This window comes from Nicoliella sp. ESL1120 (genome assembly GCF_058508515.1).
In genome coordinates, this window is sequence record NZ_CP196383.1 from 219,528 (window position 1) to 240,732 (window position 21,205).

The window sequence follows — 21,205 nt, forward strand, 5'->3', positions numbered from 1 at the left end:
TACATAATTACTTGATGCCCTGAACCGCATTATAGCCAAAGTATTTTTCAGCTAACTTGGTAAGGGTCCCATCCTTCTTCATTTCAGCAATTGCCTTGTTCAATTTAGCAATCTTACCAGTATTATTCTTAGCAAATGGTAGTGCTACGTTGACGGTTGCAGCACTTCCCTTTAGGATCTTCCATGAATAATGCTTTTGTTTGATGATCGCAGAGAGGTTGTTTCTAGTGTTAACCACCCCATCAACGTGTCCTGCCAATAGTGCTTCGTACGTTAAATCACGGGCATCAAACATCTTAAACTTGATCTTATTATTGTAGTTCTTTAGGTTTTGCGAGTTATTGGATGCTGAAGCTCCTGAAACGGTTTTACCTGATAATTGATCAATGTTGTTCAAACTTGATTTCTTATCAACGGCAACTGCAGTTTCTTCCTTGTTGTAAACATCAGTAAACTTGTACTTCTTGGCCCGTTCTGGAGTTACTGCGATATCATTGGCCACCGTGTCTAATTGACCATTATCCACTTGCCCTAAGAGCCCATCGAATTCCCCAGTCACCCATTTGACCTTGTAACCAGCTCTTTTAGCCGCATCATTTAAGACATCAACATCAAAACCAGTTAATTTGCCATTGGCCTTATAAGTATTGGGATAACTAGTTCCCGTTACCCCCGCTTTAATTACATTCTCACTATTTTTGGAACCGTTGCTAGTTTGGTTGAAATAAAAGAACCCTCCAGCAATTACTACTAATACAGCTACGATTACACTAATGATAATTCCACGATTTCCAGTTTTCTTCATATTAAGACAACTCCTCTACTTTTTTAAAATGCATTTCTTTCGTAAAATTCTTAATTCTGTCTGGACCATGTTCAGAAAATAATTCATCAGTTGATCCATGGTACTTAACTGCGCCATCTTCTAAAAAAACGGTACTGTCGCTAACCTCTCTGGCAAACTCAATTTCATGCGTCACGATCACCATTGTGATGGATTGTTGAGCGAGCTTGGAAATAATATTGAGTACTTCTTTGGACATTTCTGGATCGAGTGCGGAAGTAGGTTCATCAAAGAGGATGATCGATGGTTGCGAAGCGATGGCGCGGGCGATTGCGACCCGTTGTTGCTGACCACCTGATAAACTCACCGGATAGTTGTTAGCAACGTTGGCTAACCCCATCTCGGTCAATAACTGCTGGGCCTTAGTATGTGCAGCGTCCCATTTCAGTTTATTATTTAACAATTCTGGGGCCATTACGTTCTCTACCGCCGTCATGTTCCTAAATAAGTTAAAGCGTTGAAACACCATTGCTGATTGCAACCGATATTCATAAATTAATTTTTTCGTGGCTGTTTTAGGGGTCAGCTCCACATCATTCACCGTAATCGATCCACTAGCGAATGGTTGTAAGTAATTAAAAGTCCTCAGAAGCGTGGTTTTTCCTGCTCCACTGGGCCCAATGATTGCTGTGACCTTCCCCTTTTCAATCTGGAGGTTAATATCTTTTAAGATCGGCGTGCCGTTGATCACAACCGATAAGTCCTTCGTATTAATTGCATTCATAAGCTTAAATTCACCTCCACTGGATTAACTCTGGTATGGAATTGAAATGTGTTTTTCAATGATGTTCTGTAAAAATGTATAGATAATAATTAAAATCCAATATAAAATCCCAACCGCTAAGTATGTTTCAAAATACTTAAATGAAGCTCCAGCTAATAGCTTCCCTTCGGAAAACATTTCGGTAATCCCTAGCGAAAAGGCTAACGATGTTTCCTTTATCAAGCTGATAAAACTGTTCCCCGTTGATGGCAATGCGTTCACGAATGCCTGGGGAAAGACGACGTATCGAAACAACTTCGCAGGCTTGATGTTCAGCGTTTTTGCGGCTTCGATCTGGCCACGATCGACTGAATCGATTGCTGCCCGAAAGATTTCTGCCAGGTAGGCCGATTGCTTGAAGCCCAGCCCAATAATCACGGCAATGAATGCTGGCAACCCTCTAAAGAAGGGAAATATCTGCGGTAATCCATAGTAGATGATAAATAACTGTACTAAGCTAGGCATCCCCCGAAAAAATGAAATATAGACGTTCGCAACATAATTCAAAGGATGGTTTTTAGAATATTTCAATAACATGATCACTCCACCTAAGACCGTTGCTAAAATCATCGACAACAATGCGAGCAGCAATGTAATTGGAATAAACTCAATTAACGTTGGAAAAACTTCAATAAAATATTTAAAATCAAAATTCATCTTTCAACTCTCCTTTGTTCAGAGTAGCTAACCCCAAATTATTTAATTGGGCTGCTCTTTCAAGGATCGTCTGATCTAGGATCTTCACCATATAAACCGTTAAGTGATCAGCGTATTTACGTTGTGTAGCAATTGGTTCATAGCCAATCCCGTTATAAAAAGAAGCAAGCCATGGGTGTTCAACTGCCGTTCCTAATGTAACAGCGGGCGAATGCATCTGTAATTTAATCACGTGTTCTTCGACCCAATGAATGAGCTTTTTCGAATAACCCTGGTGTAAATAATCACCATTAGTGGCCACCCAGCCTAGATGGGGTACTAAATATGGGCTTTTATTCAATGACCATGGCAAGCGAACCGAAACCGTTGCAATAATCTTGTCATCATCAACCGTCACAAACGTTTTCATCGTCGCCATTTGCTCTTTCATTTCTGCCATTGTGATCGTTGCTGCTTTAAAATGAATCCCTAATTCTTGATCAGCTTGATATGCAGAATGCAGTAAATCATTCAGTTGTTCTAACTCTGTCGCTTTAATTTCCCGATTGATCGTTGTGATCACTCACACCCCCCTTAAAACGTGATTCAAGTCCTTGACGCTACCAGTTTTTAAAATCGTGAGTAGTTGTTGCACATCTAAATCGACCCCGTTATTAGCAATTGCGTTTTGTAATTTGGCTAAGATTTGAGCATTTGAAAGGCGATTTTTGGGAGACCCCTTAGGCGTATTAACCGCAATTCTTTTAACGGGCCCATTTTTTAAATGGACTTCCAATTCGATTGGTCGGTCATCAGAGGATTGAGCAACTAAGTCGTTTTGCCTTGCGAACAGGGATTTCGTTTCAGTTTTAAATAAGTTGGTTGACACCTGATCATCGAACAATTGATCATCAACATCACCATTTTTCAAAATTTGCCAAAAGATATATTCGATCGAAAACTTCCCCGCTTGGCCAGTATCGGGCGTGGTGTAACGCAACACCTTATCGCCACCCGCTACGAAATGAAAGATGACTTTTTGAATGTCAGCAAGCCGCGTCCCCTGTTGATAAAGCAACTTTGCAGCATCATAACCAGACATCGCTGCTGAACAGAATTGGTGGAGCTTGAACCAGATTCCAGGATCAATTATTTGCGGAGGGTTGAACCATTGAGCAGTAATGCGCTCGACATCGAGTGGTTGGTTTGCAACCACGATGTTCCAGCCGTTTTCATTGTTAAAAACATCCTGGTTCGTGGTTAAGCCACCATTTAAAAATAAAGCAGCTTGAACGGCATCACTGGCTGCTAACCCAGCATGTAGTGGTTTGGTATCACTCCCCGCTTCGATTCCTAGGCCTGCAGATTGGGTCGCCGCAAATGACAGTAAGCTCACGATCTCTGCCACTGATAATTTTTGCAACTTCGCAATCGCAACAACCGCCCCAAACACCCCGAGCGTTGCAGTCGTGTGGTAGCCCATTAACTTATAGGCTGGGTTTAATTGCGCGCCTAGTTGCGCGGCAAATTCGACCCCGACCACGGATGCGAATAAAAAATCATTCATGGTAACCGTTGCATCGTTCAAACTCAACAAAGCTGAAAAGATGACCACGCTGGAATGGCCCCTTAAATTTGATTGGACATCGTCAAAATCAAGATAATGGGCGGCAAAGCCGTTGAACAAGGCGGCCCGTTCAGGCGTTGTAGTTAGGGATTGACCAATTAGTTGTGCCTGCCCATCCTTCAACGCTAACCGTTTCGCAAACCGAGTCACCGTTGGTTGCTGACTGGCACTCACCAAGCAGCTAATGTAGTCGATCAAACACTCCCGAGCAATCGGCAGCGTCTGTAAATAATCCTCCTGGTGGGTATTAAAGATTAACTCTGCCAGCCGTTTCGTATTATTAGTTGCCAAATTTCTCAGCTCGATCATTTTCTTCTTCCCAAATACTATCATCGGGGCCGAGTGGAATAATTCTTGGTAGGTCACTTTGTGGAGTATGGTCAACTTCATAGAACCGTTTTCTCATTGAATCAAAGTCGGTATTGTTCCCGAATGCGGGGATCGAATAGAGATCCTTGGCATAGTTCCAGAGATTTGGATAATCAACTAGCCGCTTCTTGTTCACGTAGTATTTTTGGTAGAACACGAGGTCGAATCGGGATAGCGTTACGAACAGGTTAATATCCACTAGGGTCACCTTGTCGCCCAACAAGTAGCGTTGCTTGGATAAGCGGTCTTCTAACCAATCTAATCGATTGAAAATGCGGTCGTACCACTTCTTATAATCAGCTTGTGAGCGCCCGTGACCCGCTTCATTGACGGCGTAGTTCACGTCCATCAAAATAATATCGCTCAAATTATCAATATCCTCTTTTAAATCATCAGGATATAAATCAACGTCTTGATTAGTTTGGTAATCCTTCCAGGCATCGCTCAATTCCTTGATTAGATTGTTGTAGTCGTTATTAACGACCTTGCCCGTTTGAATATCAACAAGTGCTGGAACGGTATTGCGTTTTTGATAATCGGGGTCAGCTTTCTTGTATGCTTCGCCTAGTGAATGAATCTTAAGGACTGGATCTTGGTGATTCTCATCTAGATCAAAGAACCAATCTCCGACAACCCCGGCTGGTCTCAATGGATCAACAACGCCCTTTGAGATGACCTGGTCTAAGCCGAGATAATCAATGGCGATCGCAATCCGATTTGCCCATGGACAGTGGCGAGACCAGATTAATCGATAGCGCCCTGGTTCAACTGGTAGGGTCCCGTCTGTAAATTTATTTTGAAATGCTGGACCTTGATATGCCGCAAACTTAGCCCGTTCATTAAAGTTCGACTTATCACCTGCATTCGCATAGTCCTTTTGTTTTTCGTTGGCCCTCGGGTTAGCTACCTTCGACTTCGAAAAATCAATTGGACATGCTTGTAAATCTTGAGATACTTCAATTTTGGCTGCTTCTGCTTTTAGTTTGTTATCACTCATGTTTAAATCTCCAATCTATTGATTAATAAATTCATCCTGTAATCTAAGTGCGCCGTAGTAATACCATTCATAGGCCGTTTGAATCGCCTTGTCACTAATCACTAAGTCTGAATGGTGCCAGTCTGAATTCCCCTCACTGCCGATAAAGGCGAAAACACTCGGCACTTTGTCGGTATAATCAGAAAAATCTTCACCAGCATTTGATGGATCCCCTTCAACGAAATTAGCATGGCGCTTCGTTTCATCAATGATGACATCGGTCAGTTTCGGATCGTTCAAAACCACCTTGGGGCCGTTGATCCATTGAATATCAACAGCCAAGTTAAACGATGCTGCCTGACCATTTACGACTTGATAGAAACGTTGCTTCGCTAATTTTTGAGCATCTAAATTAAAATTACGATTAGTCCCCTCAAAGCTAGCTTGTTCTGGCAACACGTTCCAAGTATTACCAGCTGAGACGTGGGTAACTGATAAAACCGATGTATCTTTAGGATTTTCATTTCTGCTAACAATCGTCTGGAGGGCGGTAATCGTACTTGCTAAGCCAACGATTGGGTCATTTCCTAAGTGCGGCATCGCAGCGTGGGTTCCCTTCCCCTTGAAGGTCACTTTAAACTGATCAACGGCAGCCATTTGACCACCCTTTAAAATACTAACTTCACCAGCTTTTAAGTCGGGTTTGTTGTGAAAACCAATGATCGCTGAAAGCCCGTCAATCCCACCAGCATCAATCACCTGCTTTGCCCCTGTATGAATTTCTTCACTGGGTTGAAAGATCAACCTTAGTTTGACCTTTAAATCATTGCGGTGTTCTGCGAATAAATAAGCAGCCCCTAGTAAACCAGTCATGTGTAGGTCATGGCCACAGGCATGCATGACGCCTTGATTAGTAGAGGCAAATGATAATCCAGTTGTTTCTTGAATTGGTAGGGCATCAATATCAGCCCTAAGTCCAATGATAATTTTAGAATCACGTGGGCCGATTTCCGCAATCACCCCAGTATTTAAACCTTTTGGAGTAACAATCCGATAATCAAGTTGCTCTAAAATATTTTTAATATAATCAGTTGTTTTGAATTCATGATCAGATACCTCTGGATGCGCATGTAGGTAATGACGAATGTCAACTAATCGCTGATCTAAATCACTAGTAGAAATAAAACATCAACCTTCCTCCAAAAAATTTCAAAAAAAAGACCAATTAGACTGATAAATCGTCTAACTGGTCTTTTTTAAGATGGTGAATATTTTAAAGTTTCAATTCGGCCACAAAAAGAAGCGAATTTTCTTAAAATTAATTTCAACTAGCCCGTAAACTAATCAAAACCCCAGTTAGACTTAACTTATTGCATCTAACTGAGTTCACTAAAATAACTTCACTTAGATACAGACGACGCAACGCCTGTATCCAAGAATACAAACGTTGCTAAATCATGCAGCAAGCAAAGCAACAGCAACTAAATTCGAAGTGATTAGTTATTTTAGTCATAAGAAAATTCCTCTCTTTTATTTGATGAGTACATTTAAACACACATAATATAATCTTGTCAACATATATTTTTAATTTTTTCTAACCTGAATGCAATCAATTATTCATAACCATTGCTAAATCAACGTTAAAAATGATAAAAAAAATACATTTAGTTATTTAATCATAACTAAATGTATTGATGTTACTTAACTGCTTTAATAAAACTCTTATTCGATGTAAAGTGAGTTCCATCTAAGCCAATTGTAATTGTCTTAGTTCCCTGTTGCTTAAAGGAACTAACGTCTAGAATCGTACCGCTCTTAACGTGTTTTACACGGTGATTTGAGCTATTGTAGATATAAATTCCATTTTTAGCAATTACCTTAACTTTTTTAACCTTCTTCGAAGAGTAATAAACCTTACTATTAACTTTTGGTTTCATGACGTTAATCGTAACTTTCTTCTTGGTACTGATCGAATGTTTACTTACACTAGAACCATCGGTAGTTGTGTTATTACTGTATGAAGTGGTCCCAGAACTAGATTTAGAAGTTGAACTAGCACTTGAAGAAGCAACTGCAGAACTAACGGAAGAAGCTACAGATGAACCAGCAGAGTTAGCGGATGAAGCCGCACTACTGGTAACAGGTGCAGAGCTACTTGCTGTGGAAGTAGTTGCGCCACTACCAACCCAAAATGACATTGGCTTCCCACCATCTGGAATCACAGAGGCATCGACCTTTTGATTCAAAGCAGTACTATATTCACTATCAGTGAATTGCCATAATCCATAGGTATATGAAGGATCAGGTTCACCAGCTCCATAAGATGCTAACCATAAAGTATCATAGTCATTTTTAGAATTACCAATGGTATTACTCATAAAGTAAAGTCCACTGTATAAAACGATTGGTCTAGTCGTTAACGTCCGCATTTCTGCTGCCCAAGATGATGTCGCAGCATCCAGTGTGGCACTATTCATTCCGTTCGTTTGTTCCAAATCATTAACGTAGAATCGTGCATTCGGCACCCGATTATAAAGTGTCTGGGCCTCACCCTGTGCTTGAGCCACAGAATTATACAGGCTATAGCTATACACACCATATGGCACATCGTATTTATCTAACAATTTAAGGTTATTTTGATAAACGCGATCAGCATAATTACTGCCATATTGAACTCGAATAATCACAAAACTAGCTTCATTTTTTAACTTTTGAACTTGTGAATCGGTTAGCGCATTTTGCCATTCGGACAAATCATACGCTGGATTCATTTGAACAGAAGCGTGTGCTGTAAAGCTGGGTTTTCCTAATTTCGCAACGTTAACCAGCCCTAAGGTTACGATTCCAGTTGATAATACTAGTCCTGCTTTCGTTAGTACATGTCTTATCTTCTTCATATCTAGGATCCCTTTTTATTAATTATTTAGCGTCAATTGCCGATTGCATTGCTGTTTCTGGAGTACTTCCAGTCGCGGTGTGAACAGTCTTGCCTTCTTGCCATTTAACTGTTGTTTCATTAGAGTCAATATCCGCACTTACATGACCATAACCGCTTGGAATTGGTAATGTATGGCTTTGTAAGTAAGCCACCATCTGCTTAGCTGCAGGAGTAGCGGTATCGCTGGTGTTCACTTCAGTCCCACGTACTGTTAATGACCACCGTCCCATGTTAAAACTAACGAACACTTGTCCGGCACCAGCATCCTTAACACCAGTAATTCCACTGCCTAAATCAACAGTTGGTAATCCAGAAGTTGAGGCCTTTGATTGATAACCGACCTTGTTCTTAGCAGCCTCTTCGCTTGCGTAAGTCTTTGAAGAAACCTGGCTATCACTACCTGCATTTTCTGATGAACTGTTGCTCATGCTGTCACTTGTGCTTTCTGAGCTAGAAGAACTAGAGGATGCTTTTGATGAATTCTCTGCACTCTTCTTAACCACGTGTGTCTTGCTACTGCTATTTTTCATTGAAGCATTTTGATTATCACTATTCTTACTTCCACAGCCAGCTAATAGTAAACCTAGCATCGCTACTGGAATTAATTTTTGGTATGTTTTCATCTTTAAATGTTACCTCCTGAACGGTAAAAGAACTTTGTAATTAGTATACCAAATTGTGTTATAAAATAAACCTTAGTCACGATTTTTTAATTTATCGTAACCAATTGCAATTAGGTAAAAAGCGCTTTCTATCGCTGCTATAAAGAAACTGACTGGCCAATCTGTAATATAACTGAAATATAATCCAGCCCAGGTTCCAACCAATGAAAAGATAAAAGTTAGCAAAATCATTCCCCAAACATTATGCACAAAAAACTTTGCAGCGGATGCTGGAATCGTCAATAACGCAAAAATTAATAATGATCCAACGATTTGAGCAGTTACACTAACCGTTGAAGCTAATAGGATCAAAAAGATAATTGAAATCAGGGTGTCATACCCTGCATTAAAATGAGAACCCGTCCCATCAAAAGAATTGTATTTTAGTCTTCGATAGATTAGTAAAATCGCAATAATAATAATCATGCTTAAAATAATTAACGTTTTTAAATCATTAACCCCAATCCCAACGATGCTACCAAATAAGATATTCGTTGCATAACTAGATTGGGTATTGGCTAATGAAAGAAATAAAATCCCTAATCCAATGAATAATCCAGAAAACACACTGATTGAAGATTCACGTCGACTAACTCGATTACCGACAGTCCCAATCATTAAGGAACTTAAAATTGTGAAGATCAGCATTCCAATTACAGGTGAAGTACCCAGAAATAATCCAAATGCTGCTCCAGCAAATCCAATTTCTGACAAAGTATGGGTAAAAAAGGAAGTTTTTCTGGAGACAACAAAAACCCCCATGAACCCACATAAAATCGATATAAAGAAGCTAGCAATGAAGCCATACCTCATAAATGCGTAAGCTAACATTATGCTTGGCCCCCCTTTACTTCATGCATCACACCATGCTTATTTGCAATTTCTAAATTATAATCACCAAACCGTTTAATCAATTCAGGATCGTGGGTAATAAACATTACAGCAGCTCCAGTTCGTTTAATAATATCTACCACCACTTGAAGAAGATAGATTCTAGAATCCTTATCCAAACTAGCAGTAGTTTCGTCTAAAATTAATAGTTTTGGATTAGTAACTAACGCCTGTGCTAAATAGGCCCGTTGCTTCTGTCCACCCGAAGCCCGTCCCAAAGGTTCATTTTCAATTTCAGTTAGTTTAGTCATATCAAGCACTTTTTGAATTCGGCTTTTTTCTGATTTAGTCAACCATGGCAAAAAAGAATTTTGCAAGCTAAGGCTCACAAAATCCTTTATTTTAATCGGATAATCATCGTCAATGTTCCGAAATTGTGGAACATATTGGACTTGATCCGGCCGAACCAAAAAGTGAACCTGTTTTGTCTGATGCCGTTTACACTTTAATAATGCCTTTACCAAGGTTGTTTTCCCAACTCCATTTTCACCAGTCACGCAAGTAAGTGCGCCACCATAAATAGAAAATGAAAGGTCATTAATCAAAGTTTGGTCATCAACAGCAACATCAAGATGTTGAACAGTTAACACTTTTGATTTCAATACTATTTCTCCTTTTGAATTGCTAATAGATTCTTGTATTGAGAAGCCATCCAATCCTTGTAATCCATTCCATCAGGCATTGTTTCTGTAACCTTAAGAACGGGTACTTTGTATTGGTTAGCCATCTTAACGAGGTTTTGAACAACCTTGTCGCTGGCTTGGCTATTATCAACAAAGAATGCAATCTTCTTGGACTTGATATCATTTTGAATTTCCTTGATATCGGATGGTGATGGATCAGTCCCCTTTTCAACTGACTTAGCGTAGCCGTTATCAGCAACCTTGTAACCAATTTCTTGTAATGAGTAATCGAAAACTGGTTCACTAACCCCAACTAGCTTATTGTTAGCCTTATTAGCATTATCCTTAAGCTCATCAATCAACTTCATATTTGAGTCAAGTGACTTAATATACTTAGCAGCATTCTTCTTGAATTCATCCTTGTACTTAGGTTCTTTCTTACCGAATTCAGCTGCTAACTTATTAGCTAACGTAGGCATCGTCTTGCTGTTATACCAGATGTGTGGATTGTCACCAGTTTGTTTGCCCATCAAACTACCGACATTAACAGATGTTAAATCATCTGGTCCGTTGCTAGTTAACTTCTTCATCCATGAATCGTATCCCAATCCATTGTAAATAACGAAATCAGCTCCAGCAACTTGTTTTGCGGTCTGTGCAGTTGGTTGGAAATCATGTGGATCGATCGTTGATTTGGTGATGATCGACTTAACAGTCCCGTGGTTACCCAAAACAGCACGGGCAGCATCACCATAAAAATCAACGGAAGACACAACGTGAATTCCCTTACTACTTTCACTCTTAGAGCTACTACACCCTACTAAAACAAACACCATGCTTAGTACAACAACTAAGCCCATCAATGATCTCTTAACAAATTTAAACATTATAAAATGTTCACTCCTTCAATTTATACTGCCCCCAAAAGCAATAAAAATTGATTTAATATCGTATTTGCTAGATAATCTTAAATAAGGTTAAAATTATTCTATTTAACCAATCATTAACATTTTACTTGAAAATTACAAGGGTGGCAAAGATTATGAATAAAAAAATCCGTTCTTTCTTATCAGCTTCCCCAGGTGTTTGGATGATTCGATTAATTATTACTGCTTGTATTGTCGGAATCATCGTTATTGAAGCTGGAATTTACCTTGCACGTCCACTAGTTACCGCTCATTCAATCAACTTAAGATCGAACCCTAAGATATCATCTAAGTTAGTTAGTCGGATTGAGAATGGAACGCGCTTAAAAGTAATTAAAAAGAACGCAGAGACAGACTGGTGGTATGTAAAAGCTAATGGCCACACCGGTTGGGTTGCCTCGTGGTTGATCAATCAAACTAAATACAATGCTAAAACAGCAAATAAAATTGCTGAATCAACAATTGTGTTGGATCCAGGCCATGGTGGAGAGGATACTGGGACCCTATCACATTTTGGTAGTGGTGCTGATAATGAGGAAAAAACCTACACCTTACCACTTGCGCTTCGGGTTCGTGATTTACTCAAACCGACTTATGCACGGGTAATTATGAGTCGGACCACTGATAAAACAGTTGGTCTTCAAGAAAGGGCTGATTTATCTAATAATTCGAAAGCTAATTTATTCATGAGTTTTCACTATAATTCCTCCAACGTTGCTAATGACGCAACTGGCTTTCAAATTTTTAAATATCACAATAATGCCGATATTTTTGCCGAAATTTTAAATAATAATTTTTCAGGCCTACCATTGGTCAATCGTGGCATTGATTTTGGTAACTACCTCGTTCTCCGTAACAATAAGCAGCCCGCCGTACTGATTGAAATGGGCTTCATGGATAATTCAAAGGATCTCCAATACATTCGTAACGCAGATTATCGTAACACTGTAGCAAAAGACGTAGTAAAATCAATGAAACAATATTTGGATGCGGAGTGATTAATGATGATGAATCTATGTACTTTTAATTTAGATAATGCAGAAATTAAGTTAGCAATGCCAGAAATTCGATTTGCAAAACCACTCTATGCATTAATTGACCAAGATCGTGAATCACTTGCCCGATATTTACCATGGGCTGCTGAAATGGAGGGGCCTGATGATGAGGCTAACTTCTTAGAATTTGCACGGGAACAATTCGTTGATTCTAAATTATTCCTATTCGTAATTCTTTATAACGATCAACCTGTTGGCATGATTGATTTACATAACATTAATAATGATAATCATTCAGCTGAAGTTGGTTATTGGCTATCCAGTACTGTGCAGGGGCGTGGAATTATGACGAATGCATTAAAACAAATGATCATTAACGTCCAGCCAGAGTTACAGTTGCATAAAATCACCGTAATTGCCGATGTTGAAAATATCGCAAGTCGATCAATTCCCCAAAGATTAGGGTTTGTTCACGAAGCCGTCTTAAAAGATCATATTTTCTCAAATGGTCAATATCACGATGCCGATGCTTACATTCGATTGTTCAATAATTAAGAAAGATTGGAATTAATTTACTAATCACTTTAAAATAATATATAATTAGATTGTTAGTATTTTTTAAAATTTATTATTAAGGAAGGTTTTATATGCCAATTTTAATTGGAATTTTACCAGCACTTTTATGGGGGATTGGTCCGCTAATCGCCACCATCGCTGGAGGACGTCCAATTGACCAACTAATGGGGACCGTTTATGGTCAAGTAGCCGTTGGTTTAGTGCTTTATCTTATCTTTAGGCCAGAGTTAACGCTAAGTGGTTTCATTTGGTGTTTTGCTGGAGGAGCACTTTGGGCAATTGCACAATTAATGCAGTTCGCTGCATTTACAAAGATGAATGTCTCAACCGCAATGCCAATTTCAACTGGATTGCAATTAGTGGAAATTCCATTAATTGGGGTTATCGTCTGGGGTGAATGGGGTTCAGCAACTTCTAAAATGATTGGTTTTATCAGCATCTTAGTTCTAATCGTTGGAATCACATTAACCAGTATTCAAGATGGTAGTGTTGAAAGACCTAAAATGGATTACAAATCTGGGTTAACCCTCTTAATTGTTGGTTCATTAGGTTACACTGCATGTTCCGTGTTTCCACGGGTCCCAAATGCAGCCGGTTTATCTAGTTTATTCCCACAAACCCTTGGGATGTTCTTTGGTGCATTAGTACTTGGGTTGTTCATGCAAAGTAAGGATCATAAACCACTATTCTTTACTAAGCCGACATTAAAGAGTACTTCAATTGGGATTGCTGGTGGTTTCGGGGTGCTTGCATATTTAACTTCTTTAAAGCTAAATGGGGTTGCAACAGCCTTTCCACTAACCCAATTAAACGTTATCATTTCTACATTAGGTGGAATTGTTATTCTCCACGAACACAAAAATAAAAAGGAACTTACATTTACCATTATTGGATTAATTCTGGTAATCGGAAGTGCCTTCATGATTAGTCAACTAGATTAACGTAAATAAAAAATTGCGCTGCAATCGCAGCGCAATTTTTTTATTTAGTCATCGATTAACATTAGTTTTTCAATTTATTTGTAAACGACTTTAAATCTTTCAAACAGGCATGGCATTTGGGGATTAAAGCGCTGGCCAATTTTTGCATATTCACGTTTAAACAAATTCAAATGAGTCCTTTTCCAATGCCTTAAAGAACGATCACCATCTTGATGAGCATTTTCAGCTGACACTTGATCAAATGCTATTGTCTCAATTGATTCAGTTCGTGTAATACAAATCGGCGATTCAGATCCATCTAAAATGACATTGTAGTCCCCCACTTTGGGGACATCTTCGTTATTAGGAGCGTATAATCCAACTGCCGATGAAGTGGTAGTCTTTACCCCATTAGCGATTAACTTAGCTAGCTTGTCAGCCTGCCTTTTCCCATTTCCATCAGAATAAACATCAAAGTAATCCACGTTGGACAATGCAGTAGTATTTAGAAATTGTTCCCAGTATTGTTCAATCTTAGTAGTTATCATATTAATGCCCCCTCAATATTTTTAATCATTATAGGGCTAAAAAATGCCACCGGAAACCGATCCGATGGCATCTTTAATTGATGTTAATTGATTTAATCACTACTTAATTGCTTTAATGATTACTTAATAATGGCTTTTTGAAATATTTTAACTTGATTCCAATCAATACTATTTAACAAAATTACGGTACCAATCAAAAATCGCCCGTGCCTGTTGCTCTGGCAGGTAACGATAATCATTTGCTTCAGCTTTAAACCCGCGGCGAATATCAATTGATAGGTGGGCGCGTTTGGAACGTACCATCCAAATCGACTGACGGAGGTTGATGCTTTGAATTTGGTGCCAGTTGATTATCTGGGTCTCACGGGTTAATAAACTGGCAGTCTGAACCGCAATTTGGTCTGCACTAATCTGCGTTACGGCAGTCACCCGCCCCTTATAGATTCCATTTAAAATCGCCAGGACAACGATAATCACCGTGAGGACTACCATCCAGGTACTACCGAAATGGGTAAAAAAGGCAACCCCAGTTAACGAACCTAAAAAGACCAGGACCCAAAACACGCCGTTTCTAGCAAAGAGCCACTGACTATAGCGATCACCAGCCTTAAAATTAATTTGCCGATTGGGAATTAAGTCAATAAAATGATTCACGACTTGAAACGCCTGTTGATCCTTGACCACGGGCATTACGGTTACGACACTTTTTTCATCATCACGACCAGAGTTTGTGACCAAGTCCATTTGAACGGTCGTTAAGTGAAATAGTTGCCGAACTGCGTTTTGCTTAAAAATCACCGCTTGAATCTTATTGATCGGCAGATTAATCGTCTTACGTTGGAAAAAGCCCTTTTCAATCACCAGATGATCACCCTGCTTCGTTAAGGTGAACTTATAAAACTTGATGAATGTTTTGACTAACCCAACTAGCATCAACAGTAGCACCAAAAAGATGATTGACTCCACGATACGGTAAATGCTAGTCGCAAAGTTATTGTAAACATTGATTGCGCTTCCTACGTTCAAGTGTAATTCGTTCAAGATCGCCACAAGGGCAAAAATTTCACCGAAAAAGTGGATATCGGTCAGTCCAAACGTGAACATGTCTGTACCGTTAATGCGGTATTGATCTCCCGATTTAGCTTGAGTTGAATGTAATTCTTGTTCAGTGGTTTGCTCTTCTGGAACTTCACTGCCAGTTGCATTGCGATGATACTTTTCGATCAACGGTGCGATCGAAGTATTAACTGCGGGGAGCTTAACCTGACTCTTACGGTCGTCTGATCCAGCGGTGTTGACTACCACCTCTTCGACTCCGAACGGTCGCAAGAAGAACCACTGCCGATTTTGAATCGTTTGAATTCGATCATATGGAACGTGGCGTTGTTTCTTGAAAATAATTCCGTGACGAATAAATAGCTCGTTCGGCAAAATCGAGTAGCGAAAGGTAGCGTATTTAATAACGGCTAAAAGCGCTATTAAAACCAGAAAGATGGCTACGCTTAAAAATGGATTCCGATTCGCTAAGAAAAAAACGACCAGGGTAACCCACCCATTTTTAACCGCTTCACCGATAAACATTAATATCGCCAACGGATGCAAGTGTTTATTGTGCATTCTTGGCCTCCAATGCTAGTTGCATGACCCGATTCTTTAACTCTTCGGCATGCTGCTTGGTGAGGGCATCGATTGAATGGCTCGAACCCCCAGTATCAATGTCGATCTGGTATAACTTCTGGCTGATCAACAATGGTCCCTGATTCAAATCAACGTTTTGCACCCGCGCGATCGGAATTGCAATGTGGTGTCTAAAAAAGAAGCCCTTTTCGATCTCAACGTCGGTCTCGTTGACCCGAAAGTGATAGAAACGATAACGGTATGGAATCAACAATAATTGCGTGACAACGGACAGGATTCCTAGACCAATGATAATGAATGTCCCGAAATGCGGTAACCACGACCATATATTAATAATAAAGGCGTAAGCAACGCTGCCGAGCACCCAAAAACAGGCCTCGATCAAGGCGCTAAATAGCCATACTAACTTAACACGGTTGGGTAAACTTTGCATGGTTCGCTCCTTAAAAGTCTGCGTCAGCACTTCGATTAAAGTACTTTACATAGTAGTTATCATTTTGTAGGGTAATTTTTGTCACCGTCGTATTATCTGGTTCTTGAATCACCATTACGTCTGTCGGGTTGCCTAGTGCAGCTAAAACAGCGGCTTTGATCGTAAAGCCATGCGTTACTACAATGATTTTTTGGTCAACACCTTGCTTATTAACGTCAAGCATAAAGTCATCAACCCGTTGAATCACAGAATCAAAAGTTTCACCATCTGCTAACAATGAATATGATGGTAATACATCGTTTAAGACAGGATCGAACACTTCAGGATGGTCTCTTTGTAAGTCAGCATTCTTCTTACCATCCCACTTACCATATGAAATTTCTAGCACCCGTTTATCCAAAGTAATCGGGAGTTTCGCAGTCTGGTTCAAATAAGCAGCCGTATCTTGAGTCCGCTTCAAAGGACTAGCGATAATCCGATCCGCAAAGGAAATATCAAAGTTTTCGTATAAATTTTGGGCTTGTTGCTTACCCTTCTCAGAAAGATAGGTAATCGGGGTGTTAATACATCCCTGCTTTAAGCCCGCCGCATTAGCAGCGGTCTGGCCGTGGCGTACAAAATAAAAATCAGTCATGTTGGTCCCTCCAAGGTTAATTTTCTATAATTATCTCATATCTAATATCTCAAAACAAAAGCATTTTTAATTTTATATTGCATTTTAAAAAGAGGTGTGTTAAATTTAGGTTATAAAGAAGGGGAGGATTTCTAATGAACATTACTATTTATAATCTAAATAAATTTAATATCGTTAGCTCAAAAAGTTCCTCTCGGTCTACAGTGACATTTATGTAGGCCTATTTAAAATGACACTTTAGTCTGGTCTTGCATAGATGTCTTCTACATCACTGCGGGACCGGGAATTATACCCTTGAAGAAGCTCCCGCAGTGAAATTATTGCGGGGGCTTTTTGTTTCCACTTTTTTATAAAAAATCCACATAAGGGGTCTTAATTGATGACAGTTTATAATTTTTCAGCTGGTCCAGCGGTCTTACCAAAGCCAGTCATGGATCAAATTCAAAGGGAGCTCCCATCGCTCCAGGGTAGCGGAATGAGCATTTTAGAGATCTCACACCGTACCCAGCGTTTTCAAGATATTTTGGATAACACTAAGCAAGATTTGAAAGATCTGCTTCAAGTTCCTGATAATTATGAAGTCCTATTTTGTCAAGGTGGTGGAACTGGTCAATTTGCTGCCGTACCACTTAACCTAGCCAATCATCATCGTAAAATCGCATTGCTCGATAGTGGCCATTGGGCATCTGGAGCTGCTACCGAAGCTGCTGATTTAGGCTATACGGTGGATGTCGTTGGTAATACCAAGTCTGAAAAGTACCAATCACTACCATATCCAGATCGCGAACTATCATCTAGTGAATATGACTACCTATACACAACCCTCAATAACACGATTGAAGGTACTACTTATCACAATGCCATCCTGCCTGACCATAAGGACATCACCCTCGTAGGTGATATGTCATCCAACTTCATGGCAGAACGTTACAACGTAAGTGACTTTGGATTGATTTTTGCAGGAGCACAAAAGAACCTGGCACCCGCTGGGGTCACGATCGTCATCGTTAGAAAAGATTTAATCGACCCTGCAGAACACACGCCAAAGATTCTGAATTATGAACCATACGTTAAAAAAGATTCGATGTTCAACACGCCACCAGTATTTCCAATCTATGTCGCAGGGCTAGTTACACAGTGGCTTAAAAACCTCGGCGGCGTTGATGAAATGGAAAAGATCAACAAACAAAAGGCAGCCGTATTATACGACTATCTTGACGAATCCAAATTATTCAAGAACCATGTCAAACCATCACAACGGTCATTGACTAACATCACATTCTCGACTGGCAACGCAGATTTAGATGCTCAATTCGTTGACTTTGCGACCCAAAACGATCTTATGAGCGTTAAGGGCCACAGAAGCGTTGGCGGACTTAGAGCCAGTCTTTACAATGCCATGCCAATTGATGGTGCCAAAGCATTAGTTGATTGCCTACACAAATTTGAACAAACCCACTAGGAGGAATTTTAAAATGTACAACGTAAAAACTTATAACGCAATTTCACAAGCCGGAATCGACCACTTATCAGATCAATACCAAGTTAACCAAACTGATAATGCAGATGCATACTTAATTCGTTCTGTTGACCTACACGAAGCAGAATTTCCAGAAAAGTTAAAGGTGATTGCTCGGGCTGGTGCTGGTTTCAACAACATCCCATTGGACCGCGTTACCGAAGCCGGAATCGCAGCCTTTAACACCCCTGGTAGTAACGCCAATGCCGTCAAAGAATTAGTGATCGCCATGCTCGTAGCTTCCGCTCGTCACTTATTCTCAGTAACCAAGTACACTGCTGAACACATTGACATCGATATCTCACTGATGAAGAAGACCAATGACCGCTTCAAGGGAACTGAATTACTAGGCAAGAAATTAGCCGTTATTGGTTTGGGACACGTGGGTTCATTAGTTGCCAATGCTGCGCGCGACTTAGGGATGGAAGTAATTGGTTTTGACCCATTCCTTTCATCAGATGCCGCTTGGAACGTTTCGAACCAAATTGAACGTGCTAATTCAATGAAGGCAGCCATTAGCGACGCTGACTTTGTAACCGTCCACGTTCCAAAGACAGAAGACACGACTGGATTAATTGGTGCAGATGAAATTAAAGCCATGAAAGATGGCGTCCACCTATTGAACTACTCACGCCTAGGCATTGTTGATAACCAAGCCGTCGTAGATGCAATTAACGCTAAGCACGTGGCTTCATACATCACTGATTTTGGTCAAGACATTCTTCGCGATAACGACGATGTCGTTGTCACTCCCCATATTGGTGGATCAACTGAAGAAGCAGAAGCTAACGGCTCCGTTCGGGGTGCCAACATCATCATGACCTACCTCGAAACTGGAAACGTTAAGGGCGCATTAAACCTGCCCGACTTAAACGTTCCATTCAATACTCCTTACCGAATTACGTTAATTCACGAAAACATTCCAAACATGGTGGGACAAATCGCTACTAAGGTGGCTGATTACGACTTAAACATCGAAGGAATGAGTAACGCCGCTAAGGAACACACTGCCTATACTGTCATTGATTTAGATCAAGAACCAACCCAAGCAGTAATTGATAACCTATCCCAAATCAATGCCGTGATTAGAGTACGGGTCATTAAGAATCAAAAATAAGCCTTGATTAATAATTATATTCAAGGTAGAATACATGTAATTACAAAGCATTTTAAATTAGTCCTGTGAGGCTAGCAATTGACGGTGCATATTTCTATCCATTTCCGCTTAATCGGGAGTGCTTTAAAGCCGGCTAGTCTTACAGACTGGTCGGCTTTTTTATATAGAAAGGTGAAACTGATGAGACCAATTATTATTGCGCTGGATTTTAAAAACCAACAAATTTGTTTTGATTTTCTAAATCGGTTTACCCATCCTGAAGAACTATTTGTAAAGGTTGGGATGGAATTATTTTACTTTGCGGGACCTAGTATTATTACTAAATTACGTAAAATGGGCGTCAAAGTGTTTCTTGATTTAAAACTGTATGACATTCCCCACACCGTTGAAAAAGCGGCAGAACAAATTGGGCGCCTCGACGTTCAAATGACCACGATCCACGCTGCTGGTGGAGCTGAAATGATTCAAGCTGCCAAGCGCGGTTTAATCAACGGGAGTCAGACCATTAATGGCACCCCTGCAAAATTATTAGCGGTGACCCAATTAACATCCACTTCAGAAGCGCAAATGCAATCAGAACAATTAGTTGACGCTAGTCTCAAAGAATCAGTCACCCACTTAGCTAAGTTAGCCGCTACCAATGGAGCCGATGGAACCATCTCATCAGCACTAGAAACGCCACTAATTCATGATGCTGCTGGCAACGAATTTCTATGTATCAACCCAGGGATTCGGTTGAAAAATAATAGTACCGATGATCAAAAACGAATCACCACTCCCGCTCAAGCCCGTGAATTGGGTAGTAACGGAATCGTTGTGGGACGGGCAATTACCCAGGCGAAAGACCCACAAGCTGCATATCAAATTATTAAACAAGAATGGGAAGGATAATTAACATGGCACTTAAAATTGAAAAACAAATCGCATCAGGACTACTCAGAATCAACGCAGTCACTTTATCACCCAACAAGCCATTTACCTGGGCTAGTGGAATCAAATCGCCGATCTACACTGATAACCGACTCACGATTGGTTATCCTGATTTAAGAACCCAAATTGCCGATGGCCTGGCCAACATGATTAAGATTGCATATCCAGAAGCCAACGTAATCGGCGGGGTAGCAACTGCAGGGATTCCGCATGCCGCACTAGTTGCAGATCGACTAAACTTACCAATGGTCTACGTTCGTTCCAAGCCTAAGGACCACGGTCAAGGACGGCAAATCGAAGGCCATCTCCCAGCCGATGCAAAGGTCGTATTGATTGACGATTTAATCTCAACTGGTGGTAGTGTCTTAGATGCTGCTAAGGCGGTTGATAAAGAAGCTGATGCAAAAGTCATTGGGGTTGCTGCTATTTTTACCTATGAACTATCAGACAGCACTAAAAACTTTGCAGATGCCAAAATTCCATTGACCACCCTCACTAACTATTCTAGCTTAATTGAACAGGCTAAGGATGAATCATTGATTACTCCTGAAGATCATAAATCACTATTAAAGTGGCGCCAAGATCCATGGAGTTGGGGTAAATAAAAGTTAGGCATGTTTTAAGGAAAAGTGACGAATCG

Annotated in this window: 23 protein-coding genes; 7 read left to right on the forward strand and 16 right to left on the reverse strand. The window is 40.2% G+C overall.

Annotated features, from left to right (window positions below; all coding sequences use genetic code 11):
- Positions 1 to 7: 7 nt before the first annotated feature.
- The 12 genes from ACSYTE_RS00990 to ACSYTE_RS01045 form a co-directional block, all read right to left on the reverse strand.
- Positions 8 to 805 (reverse strand): transporter substrate-binding domain-containing protein, encoded by a 798-nt coding sequence (locus tag ACSYTE_RS00990; RefSeq protein ID WP_491716865.1) that lies wholly within the window; start codon positions 803 to 805, stop codon positions 8 to 10.
- Position 806: 1 nt separating this feature from the next.
- On the reverse strand, positions 807 to 1,568 hold the full coding sequence (locus ACSYTE_RS00995) for an amino acid ABC transporter ATP-binding protein (RefSeq protein ID WP_491716866.1): 762 nt from the start codon (positions 1,566 to 1,568) through the stop codon (positions 807 to 809).
- 24 nt (positions 1,569 to 1,592) lie between these two features.
- Positions 1,593 to 2,264 carry an amino acid ABC transporter permease gene (locus tag ACSYTE_RS01000; protein WP_491716867.1) on the reverse strand — a complete coding sequence of 224 codons (672 nt, stop codon included), beginning with the start codon at positions 2,262 to 2,264 and terminating at the stop codon, positions 1,593 to 1,595.
- Positions 2,254 to 2,826 carry a GNAT family N-acetyltransferase gene (locus tag ACSYTE_RS01005; protein ID WP_491716868.1) on the reverse strand — a complete coding sequence of 191 codons (573 nt, stop codon included), beginning with the start codon at positions 2,824 to 2,826 and terminating at the stop codon, positions 2,254 to 2,256. Before ACSYTE_RS01005 ends, ACSYTE_RS01000 begins: the two co-directional genes overlap by 11 nt.
- Positions 2,827 to 4,161 (reverse strand): MmgE/PrpD family protein, encoded by a 1,335-nt coding sequence (locus tag ACSYTE_RS01010; protein WP_491716869.1) that lies wholly within the window; start codon positions 4,159 to 4,161, stop codon positions 2,827 to 2,829.
- Complete coding sequence (locus tag ACSYTE_RS01015; protein ID WP_491716870.1) at positions 4,151 to 5,236, reverse strand: glutathione S-transferase C-terminal domain-containing protein; 1,086 nt, start codon at positions 5,234 to 5,236, stop codon at positions 4,151 to 4,153. Before ACSYTE_RS01015 ends, ACSYTE_RS01010 begins: the two co-directional genes overlap by 11 nt.
- Before the next feature lie 15 nt (positions 5,237 to 5,251).
- Positions 5,252 to 6,397, reverse strand: a complete 1,146-nt coding sequence (locus ACSYTE_RS01020) for an amidohydrolase (RefSeq protein ID WP_491717267.1) — start codon at positions 6,395 to 6,397, stop codon at positions 5,252 to 5,254.
- A 515-nt stretch (positions 6,398 to 6,912) separates the two neighbouring features.
- Positions 6,913 to 8,112: a GH25 family lysozyme gene (locus ACSYTE_RS01025; RefSeq protein WP_491716871.1), complete on the reverse strand. Its 1,200-nt coding sequence runs from the start codon at positions 8,110 to 8,112 to the stop codon at positions 6,913 to 6,915.
- 22 nt (positions 8,113 to 8,134) lie between these two features.
- Positions 8,135 to 8,776 carry a hypothetical protein gene (locus tag ACSYTE_RS01030; RefSeq protein WP_491716872.1) on the reverse strand — a complete coding sequence of 214 codons (642 nt, stop codon included), beginning with the start codon at positions 8,774 to 8,776 and terminating at the stop codon, positions 8,135 to 8,137.
- A 72-nt stretch (positions 8,777 to 8,848) separates the two neighbouring features.
- A complete protein-coding gene (locus tag ACSYTE_RS01035) occupies positions 8,849 to 9,646 on the reverse strand; it encodes a metal ABC transporter permease (protein WP_491716873.1) in 798 nt (265 codons plus the stop codon).
- On the reverse strand, positions 9,646 to 10,308 hold the full coding sequence (locus ACSYTE_RS01040; protein WP_491716874.1) for an ATP-binding cassette domain-containing protein: 663 nt from the start codon (positions 10,306 to 10,308) through the stop codon (positions 9,646 to 9,648). Before ACSYTE_RS01040 ends, ACSYTE_RS01035 begins: the two co-directional genes overlap by 1 nt.
- 2 nt (positions 10,309 to 10,310) lie before the next feature.
- Entirely contained in the window at positions 10,311 to 11,216 is a 906-nt protein-coding gene (locus ACSYTE_RS01045) for a metal ABC transporter solute-binding protein, Zn/Mn family (RefSeq protein WP_491716875.1), read from the reverse strand.
- A 155-nt stretch (positions 11,217 to 11,371) separates the two neighbouring features.
- Here ACSYTE_RS01045 and ACSYTE_RS01050 point away from each other — a divergent pair, with 155 nt between their 5' ends.
- The 3 genes from ACSYTE_RS01050 (at position 11,372) to ACSYTE_RS01060 (ending at position 13,767) form a co-directional block, all read left to right on the forward strand.
- Complete coding sequence (locus ACSYTE_RS01050) at positions 11,372 to 12,253, forward strand: N-acetylmuramoyl-L-alanine amidase (protein ID WP_491716876.1); 882 nt, start codon at positions 11,372 to 11,374, stop codon at positions 12,251 to 12,253.
- Between the two features lie 3 nt (positions 12,254 to 12,256).
- Positions 12,257 to 12,805, forward strand: a complete 549-nt coding sequence (locus tag ACSYTE_RS01055) for a GNAT family N-acetyltransferase (protein ID WP_491716877.1) — start codon at positions 12,257 to 12,259, stop codon at positions 12,803 to 12,805.
- Between the two features lie 92 nt (positions 12,806 to 12,897).
- Positions 12,898 to 13,767, forward strand: a complete 870-nt coding sequence (locus tag ACSYTE_RS01060) for a GRP family sugar transporter (protein ID WP_491716878.1) — start codon at positions 12,898 to 12,900, stop codon at positions 13,765 to 13,767.
- 74 nt (positions 13,768 to 13,841) lie between these two features.
- Here the strand turns inward: ACSYTE_RS01060 and ACSYTE_RS01065 are convergent, their stop codons facing one another.
- From ACSYTE_RS01065 to ACSYTE_RS01080, 4 genes are all read right to left on the reverse strand, one after another.
- Positions 13,842 to 14,294, reverse strand: coding sequence for an ASCH domain-containing protein (locus ACSYTE_RS01065; RefSeq protein WP_491716879.1), 453 nt, complete (start codon positions 14,292 to 14,294; stop codon positions 13,842 to 13,844).
- 168 nt (positions 14,295 to 14,462) lie between these two features.
- On the reverse strand, positions 14,463 to 15,911 hold the full coding sequence (locus tag ACSYTE_RS01070; protein ID WP_491716880.1) for a PH domain-containing protein: 1,449 nt from the start codon (positions 15,909 to 15,911) through the stop codon (positions 14,463 to 14,465).
- Positions 15,901 to 16,365: a PH domain-containing protein gene (locus ACSYTE_RS01075; RefSeq protein ID WP_491716881.1), complete on the reverse strand. Its 465-nt coding sequence runs from the start codon at positions 16,363 to 16,365 to the stop codon at positions 15,901 to 15,903. The genes ACSYTE_RS01070 and ACSYTE_RS01075 overlap by 11 nt, the downstream gene beginning before the upstream one ends.
- 10 nt (positions 16,366 to 16,375) lie before the next feature.
- A complete protein-coding gene (locus tag ACSYTE_RS01080) occupies positions 16,376 to 16,999 on the reverse strand; it encodes a histidine phosphatase family protein (RefSeq protein ID WP_491716882.1) in 624 nt (207 codons plus the stop codon).
- A 379-nt stretch (positions 17,000 to 17,378) separates the two neighbouring features.
- On the opposite strand from ACSYTE_RS01080, the gene serC reads away from it, so the two are divergent.
- From serC to pyrE, 4 genes are all read left to right on the forward strand, one after another.
- Positions 17,379 to 18,461 (forward strand): 3-phosphoserine/phosphohydroxythreonine transaminase, encoded by a 1,083-nt coding sequence (serC, locus tag ACSYTE_RS01085; RefSeq protein ID WP_491716883.1) that lies wholly within the window; start codon positions 17,379 to 17,381, stop codon positions 18,459 to 18,461.
- Positions 18,462 to 18,474: 13 nt separating this feature from the next.
- Positions 18,475 to 19,635, forward strand: coding sequence for a phosphoglycerate dehydrogenase (locus tag ACSYTE_RS01090; RefSeq protein ID WP_491716884.1), 1,161 nt, complete (start codon positions 18,475 to 18,477; stop codon positions 19,633 to 19,635).
- Positions 19,636 to 19,815: 180 nt separating this feature from the next.
- Positions 19,816 to 20,526 (forward strand): orotidine-5'-phosphate decarboxylase, encoded by a 711-nt coding sequence (pyrF, locus tag ACSYTE_RS01095; protein WP_491716885.1) that lies wholly within the window; start codon positions 19,816 to 19,818, stop codon positions 20,524 to 20,526.
- 5 nt (positions 20,527 to 20,531) lie between these two features.
- Positions 20,532 to 21,170, forward strand: coding sequence for an orotate phosphoribosyltransferase (gene pyrE, locus ACSYTE_RS01100; RefSeq protein WP_491716886.1), 639 nt, complete (start codon positions 20,532 to 20,534; stop codon positions 21,168 to 21,170).
- Positions 21,171 to 21,205: the final 35 nt, after the last annotated feature.